We start from the raw sequence: 23,662 nt of genomic DNA on the forward strand, positions 1-23,662 counted from the left end.
CATTGAGTTTAAATAGCAGTTGTATTTTTTTATGGTTATTGTTATTTTATCCATAAATTGATTTTTGTCAGTGTTTTAAACTAAAAAATGTCGTTTAAATATTTGATAATTTTGCTTTTAAGTTAAAATTTTAGCTTTTTTAGTTTGATTTATTTGATTAATAAGTTGATTTTTCATTCGTGAGTGTTGATTTAAAATTTAGTGTTTTTGCTTTGGCAGTTATTTTTCCTGAGTTTGCCAAAAAAATTAGAAAAGTGCCCAAAACTGGACACTTTTCTATGATTATCTTATCAAATTGCTAAACTCGGGAATGACTTTTAGTCGTCAGATTTGATTGCCCGTTGTTTAACAATTACATCAGAAATATTTTTTGGAACAACTTCATAATGATCAAATTGCATTTGGTAAGTTCCTCGTCCTGATGTCATTGAACGTAATTGGGTTGAATATCCAAACATTTCTGCTAAAGGAACATGTCCACGAATAACATTTGCTCCATCAGATCTAGTTTCTTGTTCACGAACAAGTCCACGACGACGTGATAAGTCACCCATAACGTCTCCGGCATATTCAGCAGGGGCAAAAACAGAAACATCCATAATTGGCTCAAGTAAAACAGTTCCAACAGCATCACGAGCACGTGAAAGGGCTTTTGAAGCTGCAATTTTAAAGGCCATTTCTGAAGAGTCAACCTCGTGGAAAGAACCGTCAAATAAGGTTGCTCTTACATTAATTAAAGGATATCCGGCCAAAATTCCGACTTGCATTTTTTCTTCAAGACCTTTTTGAATTGATTTTATATACTCTTTTGGAATTTTTCCACCGACAATTTTGTCAATAAAATCAAAGCCTTCTTCTGGATTAGGTTCAAATTTAATTCAAACATGACCATATTGTCCACGTCCACCGGATTGTTTGATGTATTTTCCTTCGACTTCAGCGGATTTTGTAATTGTTTCACGGTAAGAAACTTGTGGTTTTCCAACACGCGCTTGTACGTTAAATTCACGTTTTAGCCGATCAACAATAATATCAAGGTGTAATTCTCCCATTCCGGCAATAATTGTCTGTCCAGTTTCAGTGTCGGTTCAAGTTTTAAAAGTTGGATCTTCGTTTGCAAGTTTTTGGAGGGCATTAGCCAGTTTTTCAACTTCAGCTTTTGAAAAAGGTTCAAGTGACTGGGAAATAACAGGTTCAGGAAAACTCATTCTTTCAAGCACAAAGCTTTTGGACTTTTCCGAAATTAGTGTATCACCTGTTGTTGTGTCTTTGAGACCAACAAAAGCACCAATATCACCAGTACGAACTTCGTTGATTTCTTCACGAGAATTAGCATGCATTGCTAAAATACGGCCAACACGTTCTTTTTTTCCTTTAGTTGAGTTAATTATGTAAGTTCCTTTTGTCAGGCTTCCTGAATAAACACGGAAGAAAGTTAATGATCCAACAAAAGGGTCGTTCATAATTTTGAAAGCTAAGGCAGAAAATTCTTCATTATCATCAGCTTGGATTGTAATTTCTTGATCATCGCGAAAAGCTTTAACTGGCGGAACATCAAGTGGCGAAGGTAAATAATCAATGACAGCATCGATCATTTTCTTTACACCTTTGTTTTTAAAAGATGAACCACAAACAACCGGGAAAAAATCACCACTAATTGTTGCTTTACGAATTGCTGCTTTTAGTTGTTCAACTGAAATTTCTTTTTCTTCAAGAAGATCATTAAATAAATTTTCATCATAGTCAGCAACAGCTTCAGCAAGAGCAAGTCGCATTATTGCTGCTTTGTCTTGTAATTCACTCGGAATTGGAATTTCGTATTCAACTTCTTCTTTTTGACCATCGTAGTTATAAGCTTTCATTTCAACAAGGTCAATAATTCCGCTAAAATCAGATTCAGCACCAATATTTAACTGAATTGCCACGGCATTACCGTTTAATTTAGTGCGCACAGATTCAATTGAAGCTTCAAAATTAGCTCCAGCTTTATCCATTTTATTAACATAAACAACACGCGGAACGCCATAATTTGTTGCTTGTCTTCAAACAGTTTCAGTTTGGGGCTCAACACCTGATTGGGCATCAAGAACAGCAACTGCTCCATCAAGAACCCGGAGTGAACGTTCAACCTCAACGGTAAAATCAACGTGTCCTGGGGTGTCGATTATGTTAATTCTTTTACCTTTTCAAAAAGCAGTTGTTGCCGCAGAAGTTATTGTAATTCCACGTTCTTTTTCTTGCTCCATTCAGTCCATTTGGCTAACTCCATCGTGAGTTTCACCAATTTTGTGAATTTTACCAGTGTGGAATAAAATTCTTTCGGTTGTTGTTGTTTTTCCGGCGTCAATATGGGCCATAATTCCGATATTACGGTAATCTTTTAGTTCAAATTTTCGTGACATATTTCTAAATTCCTACCATTTAAAGTGTGCAAAAGCGCGGTTTGCTTCGGCCATTTTGTGTGTATCTTCTTTTTTCTTGAAGGCCCCGCCTGTTTTATTATAAGCATCAATTATTTCATTTGCAAGACGAACAACCATTGTTTTTTCGTTACGTTTTCTGGCAAAAAGAATTAATCAACGCAAGGCAAGAGTTTGTTGACGTTTCAGACGAACTTCCATTGGAACTTGATAGTTTGTTCCCCCGATTCGACGTGAACGAACTTCGGTTAGTGGAGTTACATTTTTTACAGCTTGTTGAAAAACTTCAAGAGCATCTTTTTGAGTTTTTTCTTCAACTAATTTAAATGATGAATAAAGAATGTTTTGGGCAGTAGTTTTTTTCCCCTCTAACATAACGCAATTTATTGCTTTTGTAATCAGTTTTGAGTTAAAAACTGGATCAGCAAGCACGTCGCGCACTGGGGCTTGTTTTTTTCGTGACATGTGTGTCTCCTTTTAAAAAATATCGTATTTTATAGCTTTTTTAGATTTTTACTTTGAAGTTTTAGGTTTTTTAGCTCCGTATTTGGAACGACCTTGGGCTCTTTTTGCAACACCAGTTGTATCTTGAGTTCCACGCACAATGTGATAACGAATACCAGGTAAGTCTTTAACTTTTCCACCACGAATTAAAACTATTGAGTGTTCTTGTAAATTGTGGCCTTCACCGGGAATATAGGCATTAACTTCAATTCCATTTGAAAGTTTTACCCTTGCAAATTTACGTAATGCTGAGTTAGGTTTTTTAGGAGTCATAGTTGCAACTCTTGTGCAAACTCCACGTTTAAAGGGCGAGCTAATTTTTAGTTCTTTTTTGTGCAAAGAATTATATAACATATTCAATGCAGGAACTTTTGACTTTCAAGTTTTCTTAACTCGGCATCCTTTTGCTAATTGAGAAATTGTTGGCATTTTTTCCTTTAAATGAATGTTTTTTTCGGGTTATAACAACGGTATCAGTGTTATAAAAAAAATTGTTAAAATAAAATTTAAGTTAAATTATAGATACATTTTAACATTTTTTAAAAATATTACAAACTAATTTTCAATTTTTATATTACCTAATTGTTTTGCAATCTCATCAATGTTTGCATCTTGAGATAAAAGCTCATTTTTCTTTTCTTCATAAAAATTAATTTTTTCTGTTGACTTTTTATAAACATTTTCAAAAACAAAAAAAGAAGAAAGTGAGCTAACAAAACTAATAATTGCATTAATAAATGCAATTGCTACAAATAACTTAACCGCAGTTGGATTAGGGTTTTTAGTAATTGCATAGGCAGATAAAATACCATTAAAAGCTGACATTAAAATTAATGCAATGCTGCAAAACAAAAAAATACCCTTAGAAACACGAGCTTTTGCCGTTAATTTTATAACATCAAGTTCAATTTTTGAAAGCAATTTTTCTTTATCCATTAGTTTGTTCCTTTTTATTAATGTTAGTTTTTTGCTCTTTATGTTTATTTTCAAGGGCTTTAAGAATTCCTAAAAATTTGCAAATTGAATTAAAAAGTTCAATTTGTGCATTTTCAGATTTTGCATATTTTCCTGTTTTTGTTTCAAACAAAATTATTTCAATTTTTAAAAAGTCATTAATTTCTTGGTTACGAATTCAACGTGGTTTTACTAGAAAAAGGGCAAAAAGACCGTTAATAATTGAAATTGACAGGTTAATTCATAAGACAAAAATTGGTCATTGGTCAACTTTTGCACCATTTTCGTCAGTTGAAATAAAAAAATTTGCAAAAGGTTCAAATTCATTTAATTTTGGCGAAGCTAATTTAAAAATACCCATTAAGGTCGAAAAAAATCCAAAAAAAATACTAAAAATGGAAACTGTTCAAAATAAAAATTGAAAAAACCTTGCTTTTACAAGCGTTTTTCTGTATAAAAATTTGGCAAATTCATAAGAATCTGAATCAAGTCGAACATTTTTTATAACCATTTTTTACCTCCAAAAACTATTTTTTTAAGAATTTTTATTTTTGAAACATCTTTTTTTTGAAAATAAAAATCAGAGATCGATTGATAGTCCTGTTCAAATTTTTCAAGAGTATAATTAGGATCATTTTGAATTTGAAAATACAAATAACTTAGTTCTCTTTGCGCTTTTTTATATTCCTTATACTTCATAACTTCACGAAAAACAGCAAGAAATAAATTAATAAAAAAAGTAAGACAAATAAAACTAGCCAAAACAATAGTTAGTCCAAGGTCATTAAAAACTGATTTATTTTCAGATTCAATTAGTTGATAACGATTAATTTCAGTTATAATTACCCAAATTGCCAAGGAAATTACTATAATATTTGAAAAAAAAGTTATCCATTTAACAGCATTAGCACCATAATAAGCAATTTTTTGGTTTCTTTTTAGTCCAGCTTGTTTTGTTTGAATAAATTTTATAAGTTGTTCAACTGCTTCATTTTTATTCATTTTATTCTCACTAAGTTAATGTTTTTATTAGTTACAAAATTATAAATTATATCACTTAATCCATTTATATTTTGAAAAACGTTCCAAAAAGTTAAAAAATGACTGGAAATTAAACAAAGTTAGCATAAAAACGCTAACTTTGTTTATTATGGCACAATGTTAATTATAAAAGCAAAATCACAAATTTTATTTAGCTACTAGCTAGTTAAATAAAAAGCTGAAATTTTTCAATTAAATTAATTTACTAATTTATTTTCAATTGGTTTATATTTTTTCCTATTTTTTAAAAAATGAGTAGCGACTTTAAAAATAATAGTAGAAAATACAATATATAATAATGAGATTCAAATAAGATCTAAACTAATGCGACCAATTATGTAACCTGCTGATCTATCGGCAAGAAAATCCCTAAAAAATGGCAATTTAATTGAAATAAAAAACAGTGAAAAGCTAACAATAAGAATAAATAATGATATAAAAATTCAATATAAATTTTCTTTTTTAAGGAATATTTTTTTGCTTGTATCAACATCAAAACTTTGAATAGTTCCATTGTTTATTTTAAAATTTCTTAAAGCAAAAACAAAAACAATAACAGTAGTTAAAAGTAAGATTACAATTACTATAATTGATGCAATTATTAGTCAAATATCAGCAACGCCTCTATGAATTGGATAACCAATTCTTGGTGCCAATTCAAATCCTTTTTCTTTGAGATTTGACAATAAATTTTGCTCGCTTTTATTATAAAAAACACTTAGTCTTAAAGGTTTGTTTTCATTTATTGAATCAGCAAAAAGTTGGACTACATTTTGGTTAAATTCTATTTTATTTGCTTCATCAGATTCAAAGATTCCACTAATTTTAAAAGTAAAACGATGATCTTTGAAAAATAAAAAATTAATATCTTTTATTTTAAAAGTTATTTCATCACCTACATTTAAATTTAAATTGGAATTTTTACTTAAATGATTAATTAGACCTTGACTAACAAGAATTTCGTTTTTATTTTCAGTAAAACGACCTGTTTTAAGCTTTTTATCTTTTTTATCAAGATTAAAATTTTCATTAAAATATAAATCAGAAAATAAATCAGAAAATGTAGAAAAAACTTTAGAACCAACAGCATTTTCTGTATTTGAAGTTTTTACATTATAATATACTAAATTTTTAACTAAAGATTTAAAAAACCCATTTTGATCTTGGTATTGATTGAGAAATATTTTTGACTTATCAAAAATATTTTCAACTAAATTTTTATAACTATTATCGGATATTAAAATAAAATCATCTCTATAACTATTAGCAAATCCTACTGTTCCTACAATTTTAAATTTTTTAGTATAAATTAATAATTCATTTTCATTAGTTAAAGGATGTTTTATTCAATATTTATAATCAATATAATCGCCAATTTTAACTTCTTTTAAATTAGCATAATCTTGTGAAACTATTATTTCATCATTATTTTCTAAAAATTTACCTTGAAAATTAGTATAGTTTTTCATATCATTTTTAAAAAAATCATTGATTTCAACTGGCAAAATTTTAGTTCATAAGCCAGAACTAAATGAGTCTTTATTACTAAAATCGCCAAATTCTAATTCTGATTCACCATTTGAAATATATTTAACAGATTTTAAGTTTTTTATTTCTGAAATTTCGTTATTTCCAAACTCTTCGCCATTTTTTTTGACAATAGTTATTCGTTGATTTTGCGAATTATAAATGGGTAAGTCAAAATTTTTATCAGCTTCTCATAAAAATAAAAAAAGTAAAATTGAAAAAATTGAAAAAATTATAAAGAAAAATAATAAAAATCAATTCCTTCGAAGATTAGTTTTTAAATATTTTGAAAAAATTAATGGACTTGTGAATTTTTTTTCTTTTGTTTCTTTCATAAAAAAACACCTTAATTTAGCTATATTAATAAATGTCGTAATCTCTAATTAGATTACCGTTTTTATCAATTGCAAGTTCTTCTTCAAAAATTTCTGGATATGAATAAATCTCACCATTTGCACTTAATAATTTTTGTTTAGGTGGATGATTTTTTATATAATCATCATCTATTTTAAATCCTCATCAATAACCCATTGATCAAAAACTTCAAATATCTCATTTAGAAATAAGTAAATTAGAACAACCTGATCATCCAAAATTTACAAGATATTTTTCTGTATCTGGATCATATCCATATAAAACAATGTTGTGACCACCACTAAAATTAGCAAAAGATACCATAACTGGCATTCTATTTTTAAGTAAAAAAGTTTCAGGGTTACTTGAATGCATAAAATTGGCAGAATAATCAGTTGTTATGTGGTTTTTTATTTCTTTTCCTTTTAGAAATTTTTCTAATGTGCTAGTGAAATAAGAAGCATACTTAACATCTTGGTATTTATCATTAAGTTCAAACAATTGATATGGAAGTGAATTATATGTAGTAGTTTTATCTTTAGATTTTTTATATTTATAATATTTATGTTCTGCAACACCATCACTTAAGTTATGAGAATAATTATTTTTTATATCAAAATATCTATCAATTTCTGCATCAGTAAATATTCCAGATGCAATGAATGTTTCGGCATATTCTAACATTAAAGACATAGCAATATATTCACAAAGCCCGCCTTTCCCAGGACCCCTTTGATGTTCAATATAGCCAAGTTTTGAATATGAATCTTTTGCCTTAAATCATCAGGAATTGTCAAGACCGATATTAAAAGAATAAAGATTTTTAACCTGTACAGCATTATCTGCTATATCGCCAGGATCTGCAGATCCACGTTTTGCACGAAATTTATAATTAAAATATTCTTCTTTTTTAGTCTTGTTTTTTCTGTATTTAGTCTAGTTACACTTAAATATATATGTTTTTGATTCTTAATAACTTCAACTATTTTTTCATCTAATTTCTGTTTAGAAACTAACCCAAAATAGTCGCCATCAACTTGATAATGTAATGAAAATCCGGGTATATAAACGACATTATTTTTATCAAATAATTCCTTATCAAAACTAGCATTTGCAATTTCATTAGTTTCATAATTTTTAGGAGTTATTATTAAATAATGATTAGTAAATTGTAAAAATAACAGTGGTTGATCGAAAATGTTTTTTAGAACTCTATGATATAAAAAATCCTGAGTTGTATTAGTTTTTTTAAATAATTCTGCTTTTGATGCTTTAATAAAAAAATCTAATTGTTGTTGATTTAAAATAGTTTTATTTTGATCTGCTTTTATGACAATGTTTTCAAATAAGCCAATCATTTTTAATTTTCCTATTTTGTAGTATTAAATTTTAAAAGAGCAATTAACAATTTAAAACAGATAGTGTATAAAAATATTTTTTTTGGGAGTGCTCACAATTTGTGAGTCAATTTTTTTTTCGTTATTTTACAAAATAAATTATACATCAAGTTTTTTATAAATACAAAAAAAACTTGGTTTTTAAAATTTTTGTGGTATAATACTAAGACAAATAAGAATTAATAATTTTGCTCTTTCAAAACTTAATATTTGCTTCCATTTGAAAGTATTTTTTTGTTTTTGCCTTTAAATTTGCTTGACTTTTTAATAATTTTTTTGATTAAAAATATTAAAAAAAGTGCTATAATTTTAAAGCAATAAGCGCCATCATAGCTCAGTCGGTAGAGCACATCCATGGTAAGGATGGGGTCGCAGGTTCGATTCCTGTTGTTGGCACCATATCTTTTTGACCAATGATGCTAAAATAAAAGCATCTTTTTTAATTTTTTTTCAAATAAAATATTTGAAAAATTTAAAGGAATTGAATGAAATCTGCTACTGTCTTATTTGTTGGTGATATTTTTGGCGCGCCTGGTATAGAAATGTTTAAAAATCAACTTAATATTTTGAGAAAAAACTATAATTTTGACTTAATAATAGTTCAGGCTGAAAATATAACCGGCAGAAAAGGGCTAAATAAAAGGGATTATTTATATTTAAAAGAGCTTGGTGTTGATATTTTTACTATTGGCAATCATGTTTGATCTAATCCTGAAATTGCTCTAATTATTGATAATCCAGATATTGTTAGGCCGCTAAATATTGACAAAGAATATAGTGGCAAAGGTACTACTACAATTTTAAAAAATGGAAAAACGTTCAGAATAACTTCACTTTTAGGTGTGGCATTTAATAAGTTAGTCAAACCTTGAAATCACCAGTTTGCAGATAATTTTTTTGATGCAATTGACAAAGTTATTGCCGAAGATGATGCTGATTTTCATATAGTTGATTTTCATGCTGAGACAACAAGTGAAAAAAATGTGCTTGGAATTTATCTAAATGGTAAAATTAATGCGCTTTTAGGAACTCACACCCACGTTCAGACTTCTGATGCTAGAGAATTATCGCTTGGAACACTTTTTATAACTGATGTTGGAATGACAGGTCCTGCAAATGATGCAATTGGTGTAAAATTCCTTGATGTTTATAATAGAATTCGCTATAATAAAAGTACAAAATTTCAAACTTCGGACAATGATTGCCAATTTAATGCTGTTATTTTGGAAATAACTGATAATTTAAAAAACCAAAAAATTATACCAATCAATATTTATAAATAAATTTTTGATGTATAATTTTTTGGTTTTTTAAAATTTGGTTTGAACTAATTCTGAGTTTCCCAATTTGATGGCAAAAATTCACTTTTTAGTGAATATAAATGGGAAAACATACAAGTAAATCGGTGTTTTTTGAATGTAAAACCTTAATTTTTATTGGTAGCATTTACTAGCATTTTAAGTAATTTTATGGTATAATTATACATTATGAAAAAACAAAATTTGTTTTTATTTAATGTTTGAGGATCTTCAAAAGATAAACCATATAAATATGTTGGCTGAACACAAGGTTATGGCAAAGGTGCAAAACGTTGATTTAGTTTAGGAAATGAGCGGAATTTGGAAAAAATTAATCCAAATGCTGTTCAAATTATCAAAGAAAAATTGAAATTGTTTTCAAATTTAGATGACAAAGATAAAGTCAAGGCTATTTTACTTGATTCTATTAAAAATTCCACCATAATCGAAAGTTCGGTTTTTGTTGGTGGGGAATTAATTGAAAAACTTATTGAAAAGCACAATATTTTTGAATCACTTCCTAAAAGTAGACATAAAAATATGAAGGAAATTTTTAACTACTTAATTTCAAAACGGATCACTGATCCTGGCAGTATTATTAATGCTTTTGATAAAAAGGATGACTACTCAAATCAAATAAATACTTCCAAAAATAGCTTTTATAGACTCTTAGATCTTGTCTTTGAGTCACAAAATCAACTTTTAAATAGTGTCAACAAAATGGTAACAAGTGAACTTGGAAAAAGGGACAGTGAATTTTATTTTGATTCATCAACAGTCTATTTTGAGACATTTGAAAGAAATGGATTAAGAATTCCTGGTTATTCTAAAGATGCTAAATTCAAAGAAGACCAAATTGTCATTGGCTAGCGTGCGATAAAAATGGTATTCCTTTTCATATTAAAGTTTTTAAAGGGAATACCGGCGATTCTAGTACATTAATCCCTTTTGTATTAGATGTTGAATCCAAATATAATATCAAAAATATGACAATAATCGCTGATCGTGGCATGTCAACAGCCGCAAATATTCGATTTCTTGAATCAAGAAACTATAATTTCATTATTTCTTATCGTGCAAAGGTAGGAACTCAAAAATTTAAAAATTATTTACTAGATCTAAGCGATTATGTTAATGTAAATGCGGATTTTAAGTATAAAAAAGAAGAATTTTATTCATCTTATAAGAATAAAAGATACACCGAAAATATCAGAAGAAGAATTATTACTTACAGTACAAAAAGAGCAATAAAAGACAGCAAAGCGCGCGAAGAGCAAATCCAAAGTTTTATTAAAAAACAAAATAAAGATGGTTTTATTGAGCTAAGCAAATTGTTTGGTAAAAAACCTAAATATTTTAAGCAAATTTCAAACATGAAATTTGAATTAGATCAAAGTAAAATTGACAAAGACAAACAATTTGATGGCTACTATGTTTATGAAACAAATATGCTAAATTTGAATGTCTTAGACATAGTTGAAAAATACCAAAAACAGTCAAATATTAAAGCTAATTTTAGAAGTCTAAAAGGTTTATTGAATATTCGACCTGTATTTTTAAGAATTGACGATCATATCCTAGCTCATATACTTTTGTGTTTTATCTCACTAGTTATTTTAAAAACTATAATTTTTAAAATTAACAGACATATTAGTGAAAACAAGTTACTCCAAAACAATCTATTAACTGAAGTTGGTTTAGTAACGATGTTGCAAAAATTAAGACAAAGAGTTGAATTCAACACTTTAGATCAACAAATGATATTTAAAAATCGCGAAGGTGTCCCTAGTGATCCAAATATTTGAAATAGGTATGATTTTTACTTTGATATCTTAATAAATCACTAATAAAATTGTAATTAACTTTTGCCAAAAAAGCTAAAAAAGTGCCTAAAACCCGAGACTTTTTTAAAATTACCTTATCAAACTGCCAAACTAGGAAATAACTGATAATTTAAAAAACCAAAAAATTATACCAATTAATATTTATAAATAAACTTTTTGATGTATAATTTTTTGGTTTTTTATAAAATTTTATTTGAACTAATTACTTATTCGGAAATGGCATATTTCTGCGTCTTTTATCAAGTATTCTTTTCCCTCAAGACGAATTTTACCTTTTTCTTTAAGTGCTTTTTCGCTTTTGAACTCAATAAAATCCTCATATGCGATAATTTCAACTCTTATGAATTTTTTGACAAAATCAGAGTGAATAATCCCACTACAATCAACTGCACTTGTGTTTTTCCTAAATATTCATGAGCGAACTTCTTTTTTTCCAACAGTAAAAAAAGTTGCTAGCCCAAGAAGTTTAAAACTATTAAGAACAAGAAAATCAAGAGATGACTTCTCTAGTCCAAATTCTTGTAAAAAGAGTTGTTTTTCATCTTGATCAAGTTGGGAAATTTCGTGTTCTAAGGCTACACAAATTGGGATTAAAATTGCATTTTCCTTTTCAAGATAAGTTTTAAGCTCAGAAAAATATGGATTTTTTAGGGGATCGCTAACAGATTTTTGGTCAATGTTAGCAACATATAAAATAGGTTTTATACTTAAAAGTTGCCAATTTTTGATTATTTGACGCTCATCATTGTCTAAAGTCAAATCGCGTAATGATTTATCTTTTTGTAAATGATCTTTTGCTTTTTTAGCAAGTTCAAATTCAACTTTTGCTTGTTTGTCGTTTGTATTGTTGATTTTTTTACTAAGTCGCAAAATAATTGACTCAATTGAACTTAAATCGGCAAGAATGAGCTCTAAATTTATCGTTTGGATGTCAAAAATAGGATTCACTTGATTATTAACGTGAATTATTTTTGAATCATCAAAACAACGCACAACATGAACTAGACAATCAACATTGCGAATATTTTCGAGAAATTTATTGCCTAATCCCTCACCTAATGAAGCTCCTTTTATTAAACCAGCAATATCGACAAAAGAGTAAGTAGAAAAAACAATTTTATTTGGCTTAACAATATCGGCTAAATTAATTAGTCTTGGATCACGTATTTCAACAGTTGCAATGTTTGAGTCTATTGTTGCAAAGGGGTAATTAGCAATTTCAACATTCATTTTTGTCAGTGCTGAAAAAAGCGATGATTTTCCGACATTAGGAAGTCCAATAAGACCTGCTTTTAGATTCATATTATATTTTTATGACTAAACTCGAGTTTTATCGTAACTTCCCCGGATTCTGTCACCAACAAACGGAAGTAAAGCGACAAAACGTGCTCTTTTAATTGCTAGTGATAATTTACGTTGGTGTTTTGCGCAATTACCTGTAATTCGTGAAGGTTGAATTTTTCCAAAAGAGTTAATATAACGTTGAAGCACTTCAATTGATTTATAGTCAATGTAAGAAAGTTTAGCTTCACAAAATTGGCACACTTTTTTTTTGAATTTTTTAGCGTATTTTTTGTTCATTTTTGCATTCCTTTTTAATTTAATTTGTTAGGATCAAGATCATCAATTTCTCATTCAGCAAATGGATCTCTATCATCATCGCTAATTTCAATATTAGTTTCATCAAAATTCATTGGCGGTTCTGTCTGAAAAATATTATCCTCGTGAAATGATCTTTTATTATTTTGGGGAAGTTGAAAATCATCAAATATTGGTTCAAAAGTTGGTTCACTAACTTTTTGAGCTAATTTTTGGCGACGCATTTCTAATTGTTCTTTAGTTTCTAATAAACGAAAGTAGTCAACATTTACTTCATAATTAGTAAGATAATTTGTTGTATTTGACATAACACGATTAGCTTGTAAAGAACCTTCGATTGCTATCAAACTTCCTACGGTAATTAGTTTGTCGAGCGATGTTGCATTTTGTCGTCAAGCAACTACGGGAATAAAATCAGTAATTGTAGGCGAATTTTGATTATATTTTCGTCTATCAATTGCTAAATTAAATCGAATAAAATTAACATTTGACTTTGTTGTCATAAATACAGGTTTAGAAGAAACGCGTCCAATTAAAATAATTCGATTCATAATTTTTTTATAGTTTTTATCTATTTTTATTTATTGACTAAAATAGATAAAAACTATTGGGATTCCTGTATTTTTTTAGCACTATCAGCACCAGTTTCTGGTTGGTTTGCTGAAGAAGATGAATTTGAAGTTTTTCCGCGTTGGGATAAGTTAGCCTTATCTGAAGACTGTTGGGCAAAACCTTGTTTTGCGCCGCCTTGAGTATTAGGTCTAAAATTTCGACGTTGAAAAGGTTTATCAGTTTTTTCTGCTTGGTTAGGTGAGTTTTGGTCTTGACGAGTTCGTGTCGCTGATTTGAAATTAGGTCTATCTGAATGATCACGTCTTGCATTTGTTCTTTTATGGCGATCGGCATTTTTTGGTTTTTGGTTAAAACCTTTTTCAGAGTCAAGATTAATTATCAAGTATCGTCAAATTGATTTGGTAATATTCGCGCGGCGAACAAATTCTTCAATTAAATTAGCTGGCGAATCAAGATTAATTAAAAAATATTGTGCAGTTTTTGATTTTTTAATAGGGTAAGCAAGACTTGAATTTTCAAGCTTAACAAGTTTGTATGACGAATTTTGACTAAAAGTAGTAGACAGCAAATTTTCTAATATTGTTGCTTCTGCTTTTGGGTCTAAAATTGTCATTATTTCGTATTTTGGCATATTAATTCTCCTTATGGGCTTGTGGGTTATAAAAATAACCAAGGATGTTTTACTAAATTTAAAACTAGTTTGAAATTATAACATGAAAAACTAAAAAAAATAAAAAAATTAACTAAATTATTTTAGTTAATTTTCCTTGGTCTAATTATATTATATATGGCGCGCCCGGAAGGAGTCGAACCCTCAACCTCTTGGGCCGTAACCAAACACTCTGTCCAATTGAGCTACGGGCGCATTACATTTTGGAGGCACCAACCGGACTCGAACCGGTACATCAAGGTGTTGCAGACCTATGCCTTACCATTTGGCTATGGTGCCATTGCCTAAAAACCATCAAATATAATTATAGCAGATTTTAATTTAAAACAAAGAAATTTTTCATTTGTTTTTCTAGAAAGTGGTTCACTTTAAAATATTAAACTATTTTTCGGAATCTTGTTGTGCAAGTATTTGAGTTAAAATCTTAATTAATTCTTGTTTTTTTAACTGTTCAAAACCAGAAATTTCTAATTTTTTGGCAATTTCGTGTAATTGTGGTAAATCTAATTTTTCAAGTGCGATTTTTATTTTTTCTTCTTTTGTTTGATGTTTGTTTTGAGCTTCTTGGGTTTGTGTGTTTTCAGGGTTATTTGCTTGTTGTGAATTCATTGGATTTTGGTGACCTAAGTCAAAAATATTCATAAATTCAGAAAATGCTTTAGGATCTTTTTTCATTTCATCAATACGTTTTTCAATAATGACTAATGTTCGAGAAAGTTTGAATATTGACTTAATTCTAAGCACTTTTGTATAGAAAAATGGAATTAAAATAAAAATTAACGCAATAAGAATTATTTGAATAGTCAAAATTACGGCAAAATTTTGATTATTAAGACTTAAATTTCCAATTATTACTACTGTTGAATTTATTATTGAAAGAGCAGCACTGGAAAATGAAACGAACGAGAAAAAAAAGGAACGATCGCCAATAGGTGCAAAATCTTTTGCTTTATATGATGTAAAGATAGAATATACATAAAAAAATAAATTTGCAGCAGTAAATAAAATTGATAAAATCGAAAAAGCTCGACCAATGTTTTTAATATCTAAATCTAAAAAAAGTTGTACACTTAAAAAAACACTTAGTAAAAGGAGTAACACCGGATAAGAAAAAATTCAAATTCGGTATTGCTTTTTTTCATTTTTTCACAACTCAGCCACTGATGGAACTTTATTTTTTCCAAATGGATTTTCTCAAACCATACACCCTCCAATATAAATTAGTATAATATAATTATAAAATAATTTAAAATAATATTATAAAAAAAGATGAATATTTAACCTAAAGTTTGGAAAATTGATTTATTTCCTTGTTTTGATAATTGTACCAAATTCGGTCAATTTTGGAAATTTTATCAATTTTTTTTGCAATATCACTAAATTCTTTTGAGGTTAAAAGCGCGGTAAAAAAGGAGCAAAAGTCAGTGGCATATTTTTTATTTCCCTGAAATTTATTAAGACCAACAATCATTGTGTAATTTTCGTTTTTTCAAAGCAGTCCGCGAAAAAAATATAAATTTTTAGTGTATGAAACTTCCTCAATAATTCAAGTTTCACAATAATTTCCTTCAAGAAAAGATAAATAATAGTCTCAAACTAATAATTTAGCTTTGATTTGATTAAATAAGCTCCGGTTTGTATGAATATTTCATTTTTGAAAATTAGTGAATTTTTTTGATAATTTTCCGTTGTTAATAAGACTTATTATTTTTCTTGTTGGCCAGTCTTTTAAAAATGGTATTTTTTTAAGGCCAATTCCATGTGGAAAATCAAGTAAATTTGGCTTAATTGCAAAAACTTTTTCAATTTGATTGCACCAAATTGCTATTGTTCGATATTGTTCAACAACCTTTTGGTATCTTAGCAGATTTTCTTGAATTTTATTAACTCAATGATTAATTGAATCCATTTTACCCTTTTATTAAAATTTTTAATTGTGCTTTTTTCAATAAAGTTAAGTAAAAAAGATATTTTTAGCATAAAAAGTAAAAAATAATTATTTTTTTTACTTTTTATTAGCTTAGTCTGTTGTTGTAATTGTTTTTGTTTCAACAGGCAGTCCTAAACCTGAAAGTTGACTTTGAAGTGATGCGTTTTCTACATAAATTTTGTTAAAAGTAGCACTTTTCTTTGCCACATCAACAAATTTGGACAATTGACTAAAAGCATCGCCAGAAAATGAACTACCAGTTATATAAAGTGGAATATTTGAAAGAGTTTTTCCATTTTCATCTTTTATATAAATTCCCGGTTGTTGGATAGGACCATTAACAAGTCTTGTAGTAAATTGGGAATTTTCAAAATCACTTGCTTGAACTTTATATACATAATTTGATCCTGTTGAGCTAGAATCGTTTGTTTTTGAGGCGCCAAAATATAAATATTGGAAAAGTAAATTAACATGCCCAGGATTTTTTTGCGATTCAGCTTCAACTTCTCAACTTTGGAGTTTTTCGTTAAAAAGTTTCTCTGTTTTAGCAAAATCTATCCCTTTTAGCGTCTTAATTTTTTTAGATGAAGAAAAATCAAGATGTAATGGATATCCTCCTCTACCACCAAAAGTTCCTTGGAAAACACGTTGATTAATTTTTGAACTAAAAGCAATTTCAAGTCCCTCATTAACTTTGGCAGCATCATCACCCTCGTCTCAACGGAGAGTATCAAAAATAATTGATCCAGGAATTTTTTCTCCAGGTTGGACTAACTTAATATCACCTTTATTTATATAATCAAAAGAAATAAAGTCCACATTTTTTAGGGCATTAGGATTAATTGCTCAATTACTTTCGTTGGTCCGTGAATTTGTATAGAGTTCTAGTTCGCTTAGTTTGCTGAATTTTTCAAGTCCGCGAAGACCATTAACTGCTTGGTGGTCATCTAAAAAGAGTGAAACTTTTTGCATTTGTGGTGGCAATAGTTCTAAAATTTCTTTTATATTTTGGGTTTTATGTTTTGCCCCGACATTTTTAAGAACAATTGCCTTGATTGAATTATCTTTATTAGCGGCATTTTTCATAATCTCGGCAAAAGCTTTAAAAGCAACATCATCATCGGCATTTAGAACTAAAGTTTTAAATTCTGAAAGACTACCAGCGGTATTTCCAGGGGCACGAGTGTATTTTATCAGTGAAATGCTACCGTTAGAAAATCCCTTACCATTGGTAAGACTACTAATTTCTGAACTTACATTAGTGTCATTTCATCCTTCATATTTTAGCGAACCAATTTGAGTTGCATCATATCTTGTTCATTTTGAATCAACGGCATTTAATCTTCTTTTATTATCTGCCTTAATTCCATTTACGACAACATTGACTTTTGGTTCTCATCCATCGGTTTCAGGATCAGGAGTGTAGCCATCTTTTATCATTTGTAATTCTTCTTTTGTAAAAGGTTGGTCAAGTTGTCTTCGTTGCTCAATCACTTTTAAGTAATTTTGTTCGCGCTCAAGATAATTATTTGCAACTCAGCGAGAGTATTTATAGCCCTCAAGATAGGATTCTAGAGTAACTTTTGGTTTACCATCTTCTCCAACTGGCGCATATTTTTTATAGTGCTCGTCAATAATTGAAATAACACGGTTTGCTTCGTCAACTTCGGCTTGATATTTATCTCTTTCGCGTCTAACCTCGGCGATTTTCCGGTCTTGTTGTTTTCTTCACAAACCAAGGGCGCGTTGATAAGCTGAATCACCAAAATTAACAGCAGGTGAGTTATTTCTATTTTGAACTTGTGGTTGACTTACTGTTCTTGAAGTTGAAATTGTTGGCCGAGAAGATATAGTTCTGGTCGGACTTTGGCGCGCAGGTGTTGTTCGAATAGGGACGGTTGATTCAATAGTTTGAATTCTTTTTACAGGTTTAGGTGTTATTTTTTCAGGTAAGGGCTCAATTTTTTCTATTTTTGGTGTTACTATTTGTGGTTTAACTGGATTTTCAATTTTTTCTTTAGGTGTTTCTATTTTTGGCGGAACAAAAACAGTATTAGCTACTGGCGAATTAAATCCAGTATCATTTGGCTGATTTTTTGAAATTATTGAAGGCGCTTGAGTTGAATAACTAACTTCATTGGATAAAAAATCAAAATTAAGTAATGATTGATTAATTGAAAACAAACTTAAAGATAACAATGCTGTTGCCATTGCTACAATTACAACTTTTCGACGACGGGAAAAATATAGTTTCATACTTGCCTCCAAATTTTCTTATTTATTAAAGATGTTTGATTTTAATAATACTTATAATAAATTTTACCAACTAAGTCTGATTTTAGCGGTAAATTTATATTTTTAGCAACAAAAAATCATATTAGCCACCTTTGAAAACTTTTTAAAATTAAAAATTATACACTAAAAAAACTAAAGTCCAAATTATTTAGATAAATTAGTTTAAAAAATTCGCCCAACTCGTTTTTATTCCCGAGTTTCCCAGTTTGATGAGATAATCTTAAAAAGTGTCCGATTTTAGCCGCTTTTTTAACTTTTTTGGCAAACTTAGGAAAAATAACCATCAAGACAAAAACACTAAATTTTAAATCTGACCATTACGAAAGAAAAATCTACTTATTGATAAAATAAAGCAAACTAAAAAAGCTAAAATTTTGACTTAAAAAGCAAAATTATAAAATATTTAAACTACTTTTTTAGCTTAAAAATACTGGCAAAAATCAATTCAAGGATAAAATAACAAAAATCATAAAAAAAATACAACTACTATTTAAACTCAATGTAAATAGAAAACTCGTTTTTACTTACATTGAGCCTAAAAAAATATATGAAGTTTTGAAAGAACAATAATTAAAAGCCATAAATTTGTAGATTTCTAAACGATTAAATTTAAGGCATTCCATTATATTTAAAGCCATAATGGAAAAAATGGCATTATCTGAGTTTATTGTGCCAAAAACATAACTAATTCCCCCTTAATTCAATATCAAAATTTATTCTTTTATTCTTAGTGAAGCTAATTATAACACAATTTTATTTTAGACCAAACATTTTTTTTTTTTTTTTGCAAAGGGTTAGTTTTAAAATAATAAAAATTAAGATTTTAGGTCAAAAAACACGGATTTACAGGTATTTTTTCACTTTGTATTCATTAAAAAGTGAATTTTGCCATTAGGCTGGCAAACTCAGGAAAATTGTCCGCCTAAAAAACTTAATCTTTATTTGACACTCAACACTCATTTTTGTAAACTTTAGTCTCAATGCTGATTAATTTTGGCTGCAAAATATAAAAAAAAAAAAAAAAACTTTAGGGCAGGCCCTAAAGTTTGTGTTAGATAAAAGATTTTTTATTTAATAATTTCAGTTACTGTTCCGGCTCCAACAGTTCTTCCACCTTCGCGAATTGAGAATTTAGTTCCTTGCTCAACAGCAATAGGGGCGATAAGTTCAACAGTAAGGTCAACATTATCTCCAGGAATTACCATTTCACGGCCAGCTTCAAATTCAATTCCACCAGTAACATCGGTTGTACGGAAATAAAATTGAGGTTTATAATTTTTGAAAAATGGAGTATGTCTTCCACCTTCTTCTTTTTTAAGCGCGTAAATTGCTGCTTTAAATTTAGTGTGGGGAATAATTGTTTTTGGTTTTGCAATAACTTGCCCACGCTCGATATCTTTACGGTCAACACCACGAAGAAGAACTCCGGCATTATCTCCGGCCATTGCAGATTGAAGGTTTTTGTTAAACATTTCAATTCCGGTTACAACTGTTTTTTTAGGTTCAGGACGGTAGCCGACAATTTCAACCTCTTCATTTAGTTTAACTTGTCCTCTTTCAACTTTACCAGTAGCAACAGTTCCACGACCTGTAATAGTAAAGACGTCCTCAACTGCCATTAAGAATGGTTTATCCATTTCACGAACTGGGGAGTCAATATATGAATCAACTGCATCCATTAGTTCAAGAACTTTAGCTTCTCATTCAGGTTTTCCTTCAAGAGCACCACGAGCTGAACCACGGATTATTGGGGTGTTGTCTCCATCAAAGTCGTATGAAGAAAGAAGTTCACGAATTTCAACCTCAACAAGGTCAACCATTTCTTCTTCACCTTCAAGTAAGTCAATTTTGTTTAGGAAAACAACCATTTTTGGCACACCAACTTGTTTTGAAAGAAGAATGTGCTCACGAGTTTGGGGCATTGGACCATCTGTTGCGGCAACAACAAGAATGGCACCATCCATTTGCGCTGCTCCTGTGATCATATTTTTAATATAATCGGCGTGACCAGGGCAATCAACATGGGCATAGTGACGCTTATCTGTGCTATATTCGATGTGGGCTGTATTTATTGTAATTCCACGTGCTTTTTCTTCAGGGGCTGCGTCAATAGAAGCATAATCCTTTGCTTCAGCTAGACCTTTTTTTGATAATACAGTTGAAATTGCCGCTGTTAGAGTGGTTTTTCCGTGGTCAACATGACCAATTGTCCCAATATTGATATGCTCTTTTGAACGGTCAAAATCTTTTTTTGCACCAGTTTTAACAACTGCCATATTTTTCCTTTCTTTTACTTGTTTTAAAACAAACTAAAAACCACCATTGAATAGCCTTGCAACTATTTCCTATCCTATTTAGTTAGTTTTAAGTGCTAGAAATTTTCAAAAATTCTCAATTTAATTTTCAAGGTTAATTATACCAAAAAAATCGAAAATTATTTTGAGAATTTTTTATGTTTTTCATTTTATACCTTTTTTGACAAATAATGAGCTGAACTATCGAGATAATTATACAACAAAAGTCCTATTATTTGAAAATAAAGTCATAAATTTGTTGGTAAGTCTCAACCGGAATAAATTTGATTGAGTTTTTAACCTCATCAGGTAGATCAACAAGATTTTTTTCGTTTGACTGGGGAATAAAAATTGTTTTAATTCCGCTTTTGTAGGCGCCAAGTGATTTTTCCTTTAGGCCGCCAATTCCAAGCACTTTTCCACGCAGAGTGATTTCGCCAGTCATTGCAATATCGTGTGAAACCGGTTTTTGGCTAAGGGCAGAAATTATTGCGGTTGTAAAGGTTATTCCAGCTGAAGGCCCATCTTTTGGAACTGCACCTTCTGGGACATGAATGTGAATCAAAGTGTTTTCAAAATCAAAGTCAATTCCAAAATCTTTAGCTTTAGACTGCACGTACGAAAGGGCAATTCGGGCTGATTCTTGCATTACATCTTTGAGTGAACCAGTTAGTTTAATATCACCACGCCCAGGAATTGTGCTAACCTCAATTTGGAGAGTTGAACCTCCAAGTGGTGAGTATCCTAGTCCATTTACAGTTCCAATTTGCGGACTTGCATCAACAGGATCGGGGTCAAATTTTTCAATTCCTAAAAGTTCACGGGCAAATTCAACATCAATTTTAAAGTTCTCAGGAAGTTTGTTTTCAAGCAGTCTTACAATAATTTTTCGTGCAATTTTGTCAAAAACCCGTTTTAATCCCCGGACACCTGCCTCACGAGTATAGTAGCGAATTAGGTAGTCAATAGTCTGATCATCAATTGGGAAATATTTTGGATCTAAGGCATTTTCTTTTAGAACTGCAGGAATTAAATGTGATTTTGCAATTTGCAGTTTTTCAAGAAAAGTGTAAGATGAAAGCTCAATTATCTCAACCCGGTCAAGTAAAGGCTCAGGAATATCATGAATTTCATTAGCTGTGGCAACAAAAAGAATTTGTGATAAGTCATATTCAAGTTCTAAATAATGATCTTGGAAAAAACGGTTTTGTTCTGGATCTAGAACCTCAAGCATTGCCGCAGCTGGATCACCTTTGAAATCTGAACCCATTTTGTCAATTTCATCAAGTAAAATTAGTGGGTTTGAAACGCCAGCTTTTTTTAGAGCTTGAATAATTTTTCCAGGAAGCGCACCAACATATGTCCGACGGTGACCTCTTATTTCAGCCTCGTCCCGAACACCTCCAAGTGAAATTTTAACAAATTCTTTGCCAATTGATTCAGCAATTGCCATTGCAATTGAAGTTTTTCCGGTTCCTGGAGGACCAACAAGAGTTAAAATTGGAATTGAGTTAGTTCTTCCTTTGTGAACTTTTGAGCTAAGGAATAAATTTGAATCACAATAATCACCGTCGATTTTCTCAAGGGTTGGCTCTTGATTTGACTGTGAACGCCGATGAATTAGGGCAGCAAGATATTCAATTATTCGCTTTTTAATTTCTTCAAGTCCATAATGGGCTTCTTCAAGTTTTTGGCGAACATTTTGAATATCTAAAATGTCTTTTCTTACACGTCTTCAAGGTAGCGCAACTAGTAAATCAAGGTAATTTTTGGTAATATTAGATTCAGGTGAAGTAGCCATCATTGATTTTAAACGGTTAGCTTCACGTTTTATTGTTTTTGCAACTTCTTTAGGGAAAATTAATTTTCCAATTTCTGAGTGTAAAAGCTCTTCAATTTCATCTTCATAACGCGAGTCTTCGCCTAATTTTTTACGGATTGCCTTAATTTTTTCTTTTAGGATAAATTCTGTTTGTTGTTTGTCAAGGTTAGATTTAAGAATAACATTAATTTCATCTTCTAGACGAATTTGTTCATTAAAGGCATGAACATGCTCGTATAGTTTTTTAATTTTAGAAGCATAAGAATTTAGCGCAAATAAATGGTATTTTTGTTGATAGCTAAGACTAACTGATGAAGATAATGTGTTTGTTACACCTTTGATGAATTCATTTTTTTCAACTTCGGTGTTACTATTTTGAAATTTATCAACAACCAAAAGAAGTTCACCTGGCATCTTAAAGTTCTTTGTTTTTCTTCCAAACTCAAGTAAATCATTAATTAAACTTACATGAATTTCCCGATTTTTTATAATTTCGCGAGTTGATTTAATACTTATTTGGTCAGCTTTTACATTATTTGGGTCAGTTATTAAATCTACAACTTGAACTTTTTCAAGAACAGTAAAATCTAAAATTACGGTTTGTCAATCGCTTTTATCGGGTCTAGTTTTTGCGCGATAACTTTGAACTCTAATTAGAGAAGCATATTTAGAAAGTTCATCAATGTCAAGAACTCTTGGTAAAAAGTCGTTTTCAATTTTTGGATCTACAGTTAGCTTTTCGTTTTCTGAAGTTTTAACTTTAGAAGCATCAGTAGTCCCTGATTTGTTTTGCTCAGCGCCTTTTTTGTTAAGTTGTTCATCAATAATTTCTTCTTCAAATAAATCTACTTCTTCATTTTCTTTACGGTAAACAATCAACAATTCCTTGTTTGTTAAAGTTGTCCGTGAAGTTGAATGGTAAATTTCCCTGAGAATTTTAATTGATTCAGGGTCACTAAAACTAATAGTTTGTTGAGCAGTGTTTGGAAAATAAATATCATCTGATGCAACTAAAAATCGGTATGAATGAACTGGCATAATAAAAACTCCTCAAATGTCCTTTGATTGTTTATTTGAATTTTTCTAGATAATTATATCACAAAAACTAAAAAAATTTTAACAACTCAAAAAAATTAGCAA

Annotated in this window: 17 protein-coding genes, 3 tRNA genes and 2 pseudogenes; 3 read left to right on the forward strand and 19 right to left on the reverse strand. The window is 29.8% G+C overall.

The window, feature by feature from the left end:
- Window positions 1-317: 317 nt before the first annotated feature.
- The 8 genes and pseudogenes from fusA to MOSC01_RS04995 form a co-directional block, all read right to left on the reverse strand.
- Window positions 318-2,402 carry an elongation factor G gene (gene fusA / locus MOSC01_RS0101780; protein WP_010321102.1) on the reverse strand — a complete coding sequence of 695 codons (2,085 nt, stop codon included), beginning with the start codon at window positions 2,400-2,402 and terminating at the stop codon, window positions 318-320.
- Window positions 2,403-2,414: 12 nt separating this feature from the next.
- Window positions 2,415-2,885: a 30S ribosomal protein S7 gene (rpsG, locus tag MOSC01_RS0101785; RefSeq protein ID WP_010321103.1), complete on the reverse strand. Its 471-nt coding sequence runs from the start codon at window positions 2,883-2,885 to the stop codon at window positions 2,415-2,417.
- 48 nt (window positions 2,886-2,933) lie between these two features.
- Window positions 2,934-3,353, reverse strand: a complete 420-nt coding sequence (rpsL, locus tag MOSC01_RS0101790) for a 30S ribosomal protein S12 (RefSeq protein ID WP_010321104.1) — start codon at window positions 3,351-3,353, stop codon at window positions 2,934-2,936.
- 126 nt (window positions 3,354-3,479) lie between these two features.
- The gene (locus tag MOSC01_RS0101795) at window positions 3,480-3,860 is read right to left on the reverse strand and encodes a DUF4231 domain-containing protein (protein ID WP_010321105.1); all 381 of its coding nucleotides are present in this window, start codon (window positions 3,858-3,860) and stop codon (window positions 3,480-3,482) included.
- Window positions 3,853-4,389 carry a DUF4231 domain-containing protein gene (locus MOSC01_RS0101800; protein ID WP_010321106.1) on the reverse strand — a complete coding sequence of 179 codons (537 nt, stop codon included), beginning with the start codon at window positions 4,387-4,389 and terminating at the stop codon, window positions 3,853-3,855. Before MOSC01_RS0101800 ends, MOSC01_RS0101795 begins: the two co-directional genes overlap by 8 nt.
- A complete protein-coding gene (locus MOSC01_RS0101805) occupies window positions 4,380-4,880 on the reverse strand; it encodes a hypothetical protein (RefSeq protein WP_010321107.1) in 501 nt (166 codons plus the stop codon). Before MOSC01_RS0101805 ends, MOSC01_RS0101800 begins: the two co-directional genes overlap by 10 nt.
- 236 nt (window positions 4,881-5,116) lie before the next feature.
- The gene (locus MOSC01_RS0101810) at window positions 5,117-6,781 is read right to left on the reverse strand and encodes a hypothetical protein (RefSeq protein ID WP_010321108.1); all 1,665 of its coding nucleotides are present in this window, start codon (window positions 6,779-6,781) and stop codon (window positions 5,117-5,119) included.
- A gap of 25 nt (window positions 6,782-6,806) precedes the next feature.
- Window positions 6,807-8,158, reverse strand: a pseudogene (locus MOSC01_RS04995) (putative cysteine peptidase).
- Between the two features lie 362 nt (window positions 8,159-8,520).
- On the opposite strand from MOSC01_RS04995, the gene MOSC01_RS0101830 reads away from it, so the two are divergent.
- The 3 genes and pseudogenes from MOSC01_RS0101830 to MOSC01_RS04145 all read left to right on the forward strand — a co-directional run bounded on the left by MOSC01_RS0101830 (window position 8,521) and on the right by MOSC01_RS04145 (window position 11,342).
- A tRNA-Thr gene (locus MOSC01_RS0101830) sits at window positions 8,521-8,596 on the forward strand.
- An 86-nt stretch (window positions 8,597-8,682) separates the two neighbouring features.
- On the forward strand, window positions 8,683-9,480 hold the full coding sequence (locus MOSC01_RS0101835; RefSeq protein ID WP_010321111.1) for a TIGR00282 family metallophosphoesterase: 798 nt from the start codon (window positions 8,683-8,685) through the stop codon (window positions 9,478-9,480).
- Between the two features lie 204 nt (window positions 9,481-9,684).
- A pseudogene (locus MOSC01_RS04145) lies at window positions 9,685-11,342 on the forward strand (IS1634 family transposase).
- A gap of 195 nt (window positions 11,343-11,537) precedes the next feature.
- On the opposite strand, the gene ychF reads toward MOSC01_RS04145, so the two are convergent.
- The 11 genes from ychF to lon all read right to left on the reverse strand — a co-directional run bounded on the left by ychF (window position 11,538) and on the right by lon (window position 23,560).
- Entirely contained in the window at window positions 11,538-12,641 is a 1,104-nt protein-coding gene (ychF, locus tag MOSC01_RS0101845; RefSeq protein ID WP_010321114.1) for a redox-regulated ATPase YchF, read from the reverse strand.
- A 15-nt stretch (window positions 12,642-12,656) separates the two neighbouring features.
- Window positions 12,657-12,920: a 30S ribosomal protein S18 gene (gene rpsR, locus MOSC01_RS0101850; protein ID WP_010321115.1), complete on the reverse strand. Its 264-nt coding sequence runs from the start codon at window positions 12,918-12,920 to the stop codon at window positions 12,657-12,659.
- 14 nt (window positions 12,921-12,934) lie between these two features.
- Window positions 12,935-13,489, reverse strand: coding sequence for a single-stranded DNA-binding protein (locus MOSC01_RS0101855; protein WP_010321116.1), 555 nt, complete (start codon window positions 13,487-13,489; stop codon window positions 12,935-12,937).
- A gap of 53 nt (window positions 13,490-13,542) precedes the next feature.
- A complete protein-coding gene (rpsF, locus tag MOSC01_RS04420) occupies window positions 13,543-14,142 on the reverse strand; it encodes a 30S ribosomal protein S6 (RefSeq protein ID WP_010321117.1) in 600 nt (199 codons plus the stop codon).
- A 157-nt stretch (window positions 14,143-14,299) separates the two neighbouring features.
- A tRNA-Arg gene (locus MOSC01_RS0101865) sits at window positions 14,300-14,376 on the reverse strand.
- Between the two features lie 9 nt (window positions 14,377-14,385).
- Window positions 14,386-14,460: transfer RNA gene (locus MOSC01_RS0101870), tRNA-Cys, on the reverse strand.
- 102 nt (window positions 14,461-14,562) lie between these two features.
- Entirely contained in the window at window positions 14,563-15,384 is an 822-nt protein-coding gene (locus MOSC01_RS0101875; protein ID WP_010321118.1) for a Rho termination factor N-terminal domain-containing protein, read from the reverse strand.
- A 79-nt stretch (window positions 15,385-15,463) separates the two neighbouring features.
- The gene (locus tag MOSC01_RS0101880; protein WP_010321119.1) at window positions 15,464-16,090 is read right to left on the reverse strand and encodes a hypothetical protein; all 627 of its coding nucleotides are present in this window, start codon (window positions 16,088-16,090) and stop codon (window positions 15,464-15,466) included.
- Window positions 16,091-16,201: 111 nt separating this feature from the next.
- On the reverse strand, window positions 16,202-18,367 hold the full coding sequence (locus tag MOSC01_RS04155; protein WP_010321120.1) for a putative immunoglobulin-blocking virulence protein: 2,166 nt from the start codon (window positions 18,365-18,367) through the stop codon (window positions 16,202-16,204).
- Window positions 18,368-19,473: 1,106 nt separating this feature from the next.
- The gene (gene tuf, locus MOSC01_RS0101895; RefSeq protein WP_010321121.1) at window positions 19,474-20,682 is read right to left on the reverse strand and encodes an elongation factor Tu; all 1,209 of its coding nucleotides are present in this window, start codon (window positions 20,680-20,682) and stop codon (window positions 19,474-19,476) included.
- A 250-nt stretch (window positions 20,683-20,932) separates the two neighbouring features.
- Window positions 20,933-23,560, reverse strand: coding sequence for an endopeptidase La (gene lon, locus MOSC01_RS0101900; RefSeq protein ID WP_010321122.1), 2,628 nt, complete (start codon window positions 23,558-23,560; stop codon window positions 20,933-20,935).
- Between the last annotated feature and the right edge of the window lie 102 nt (window positions 23,561-23,662).

Origin of the sequence: Mesomycoplasma ovipneumoniae SC01 (genome assembly GCF_000218525.1) — a bacterium.
In the GTDB taxonomy this organism is placed as follows: Bacteria; Bacillota_I; Bacilli_A; order Mycoplasmatales; family Metamycoplasmataceae; genus Mesomycoplasma; species Mesomycoplasma ovipneumoniae_A.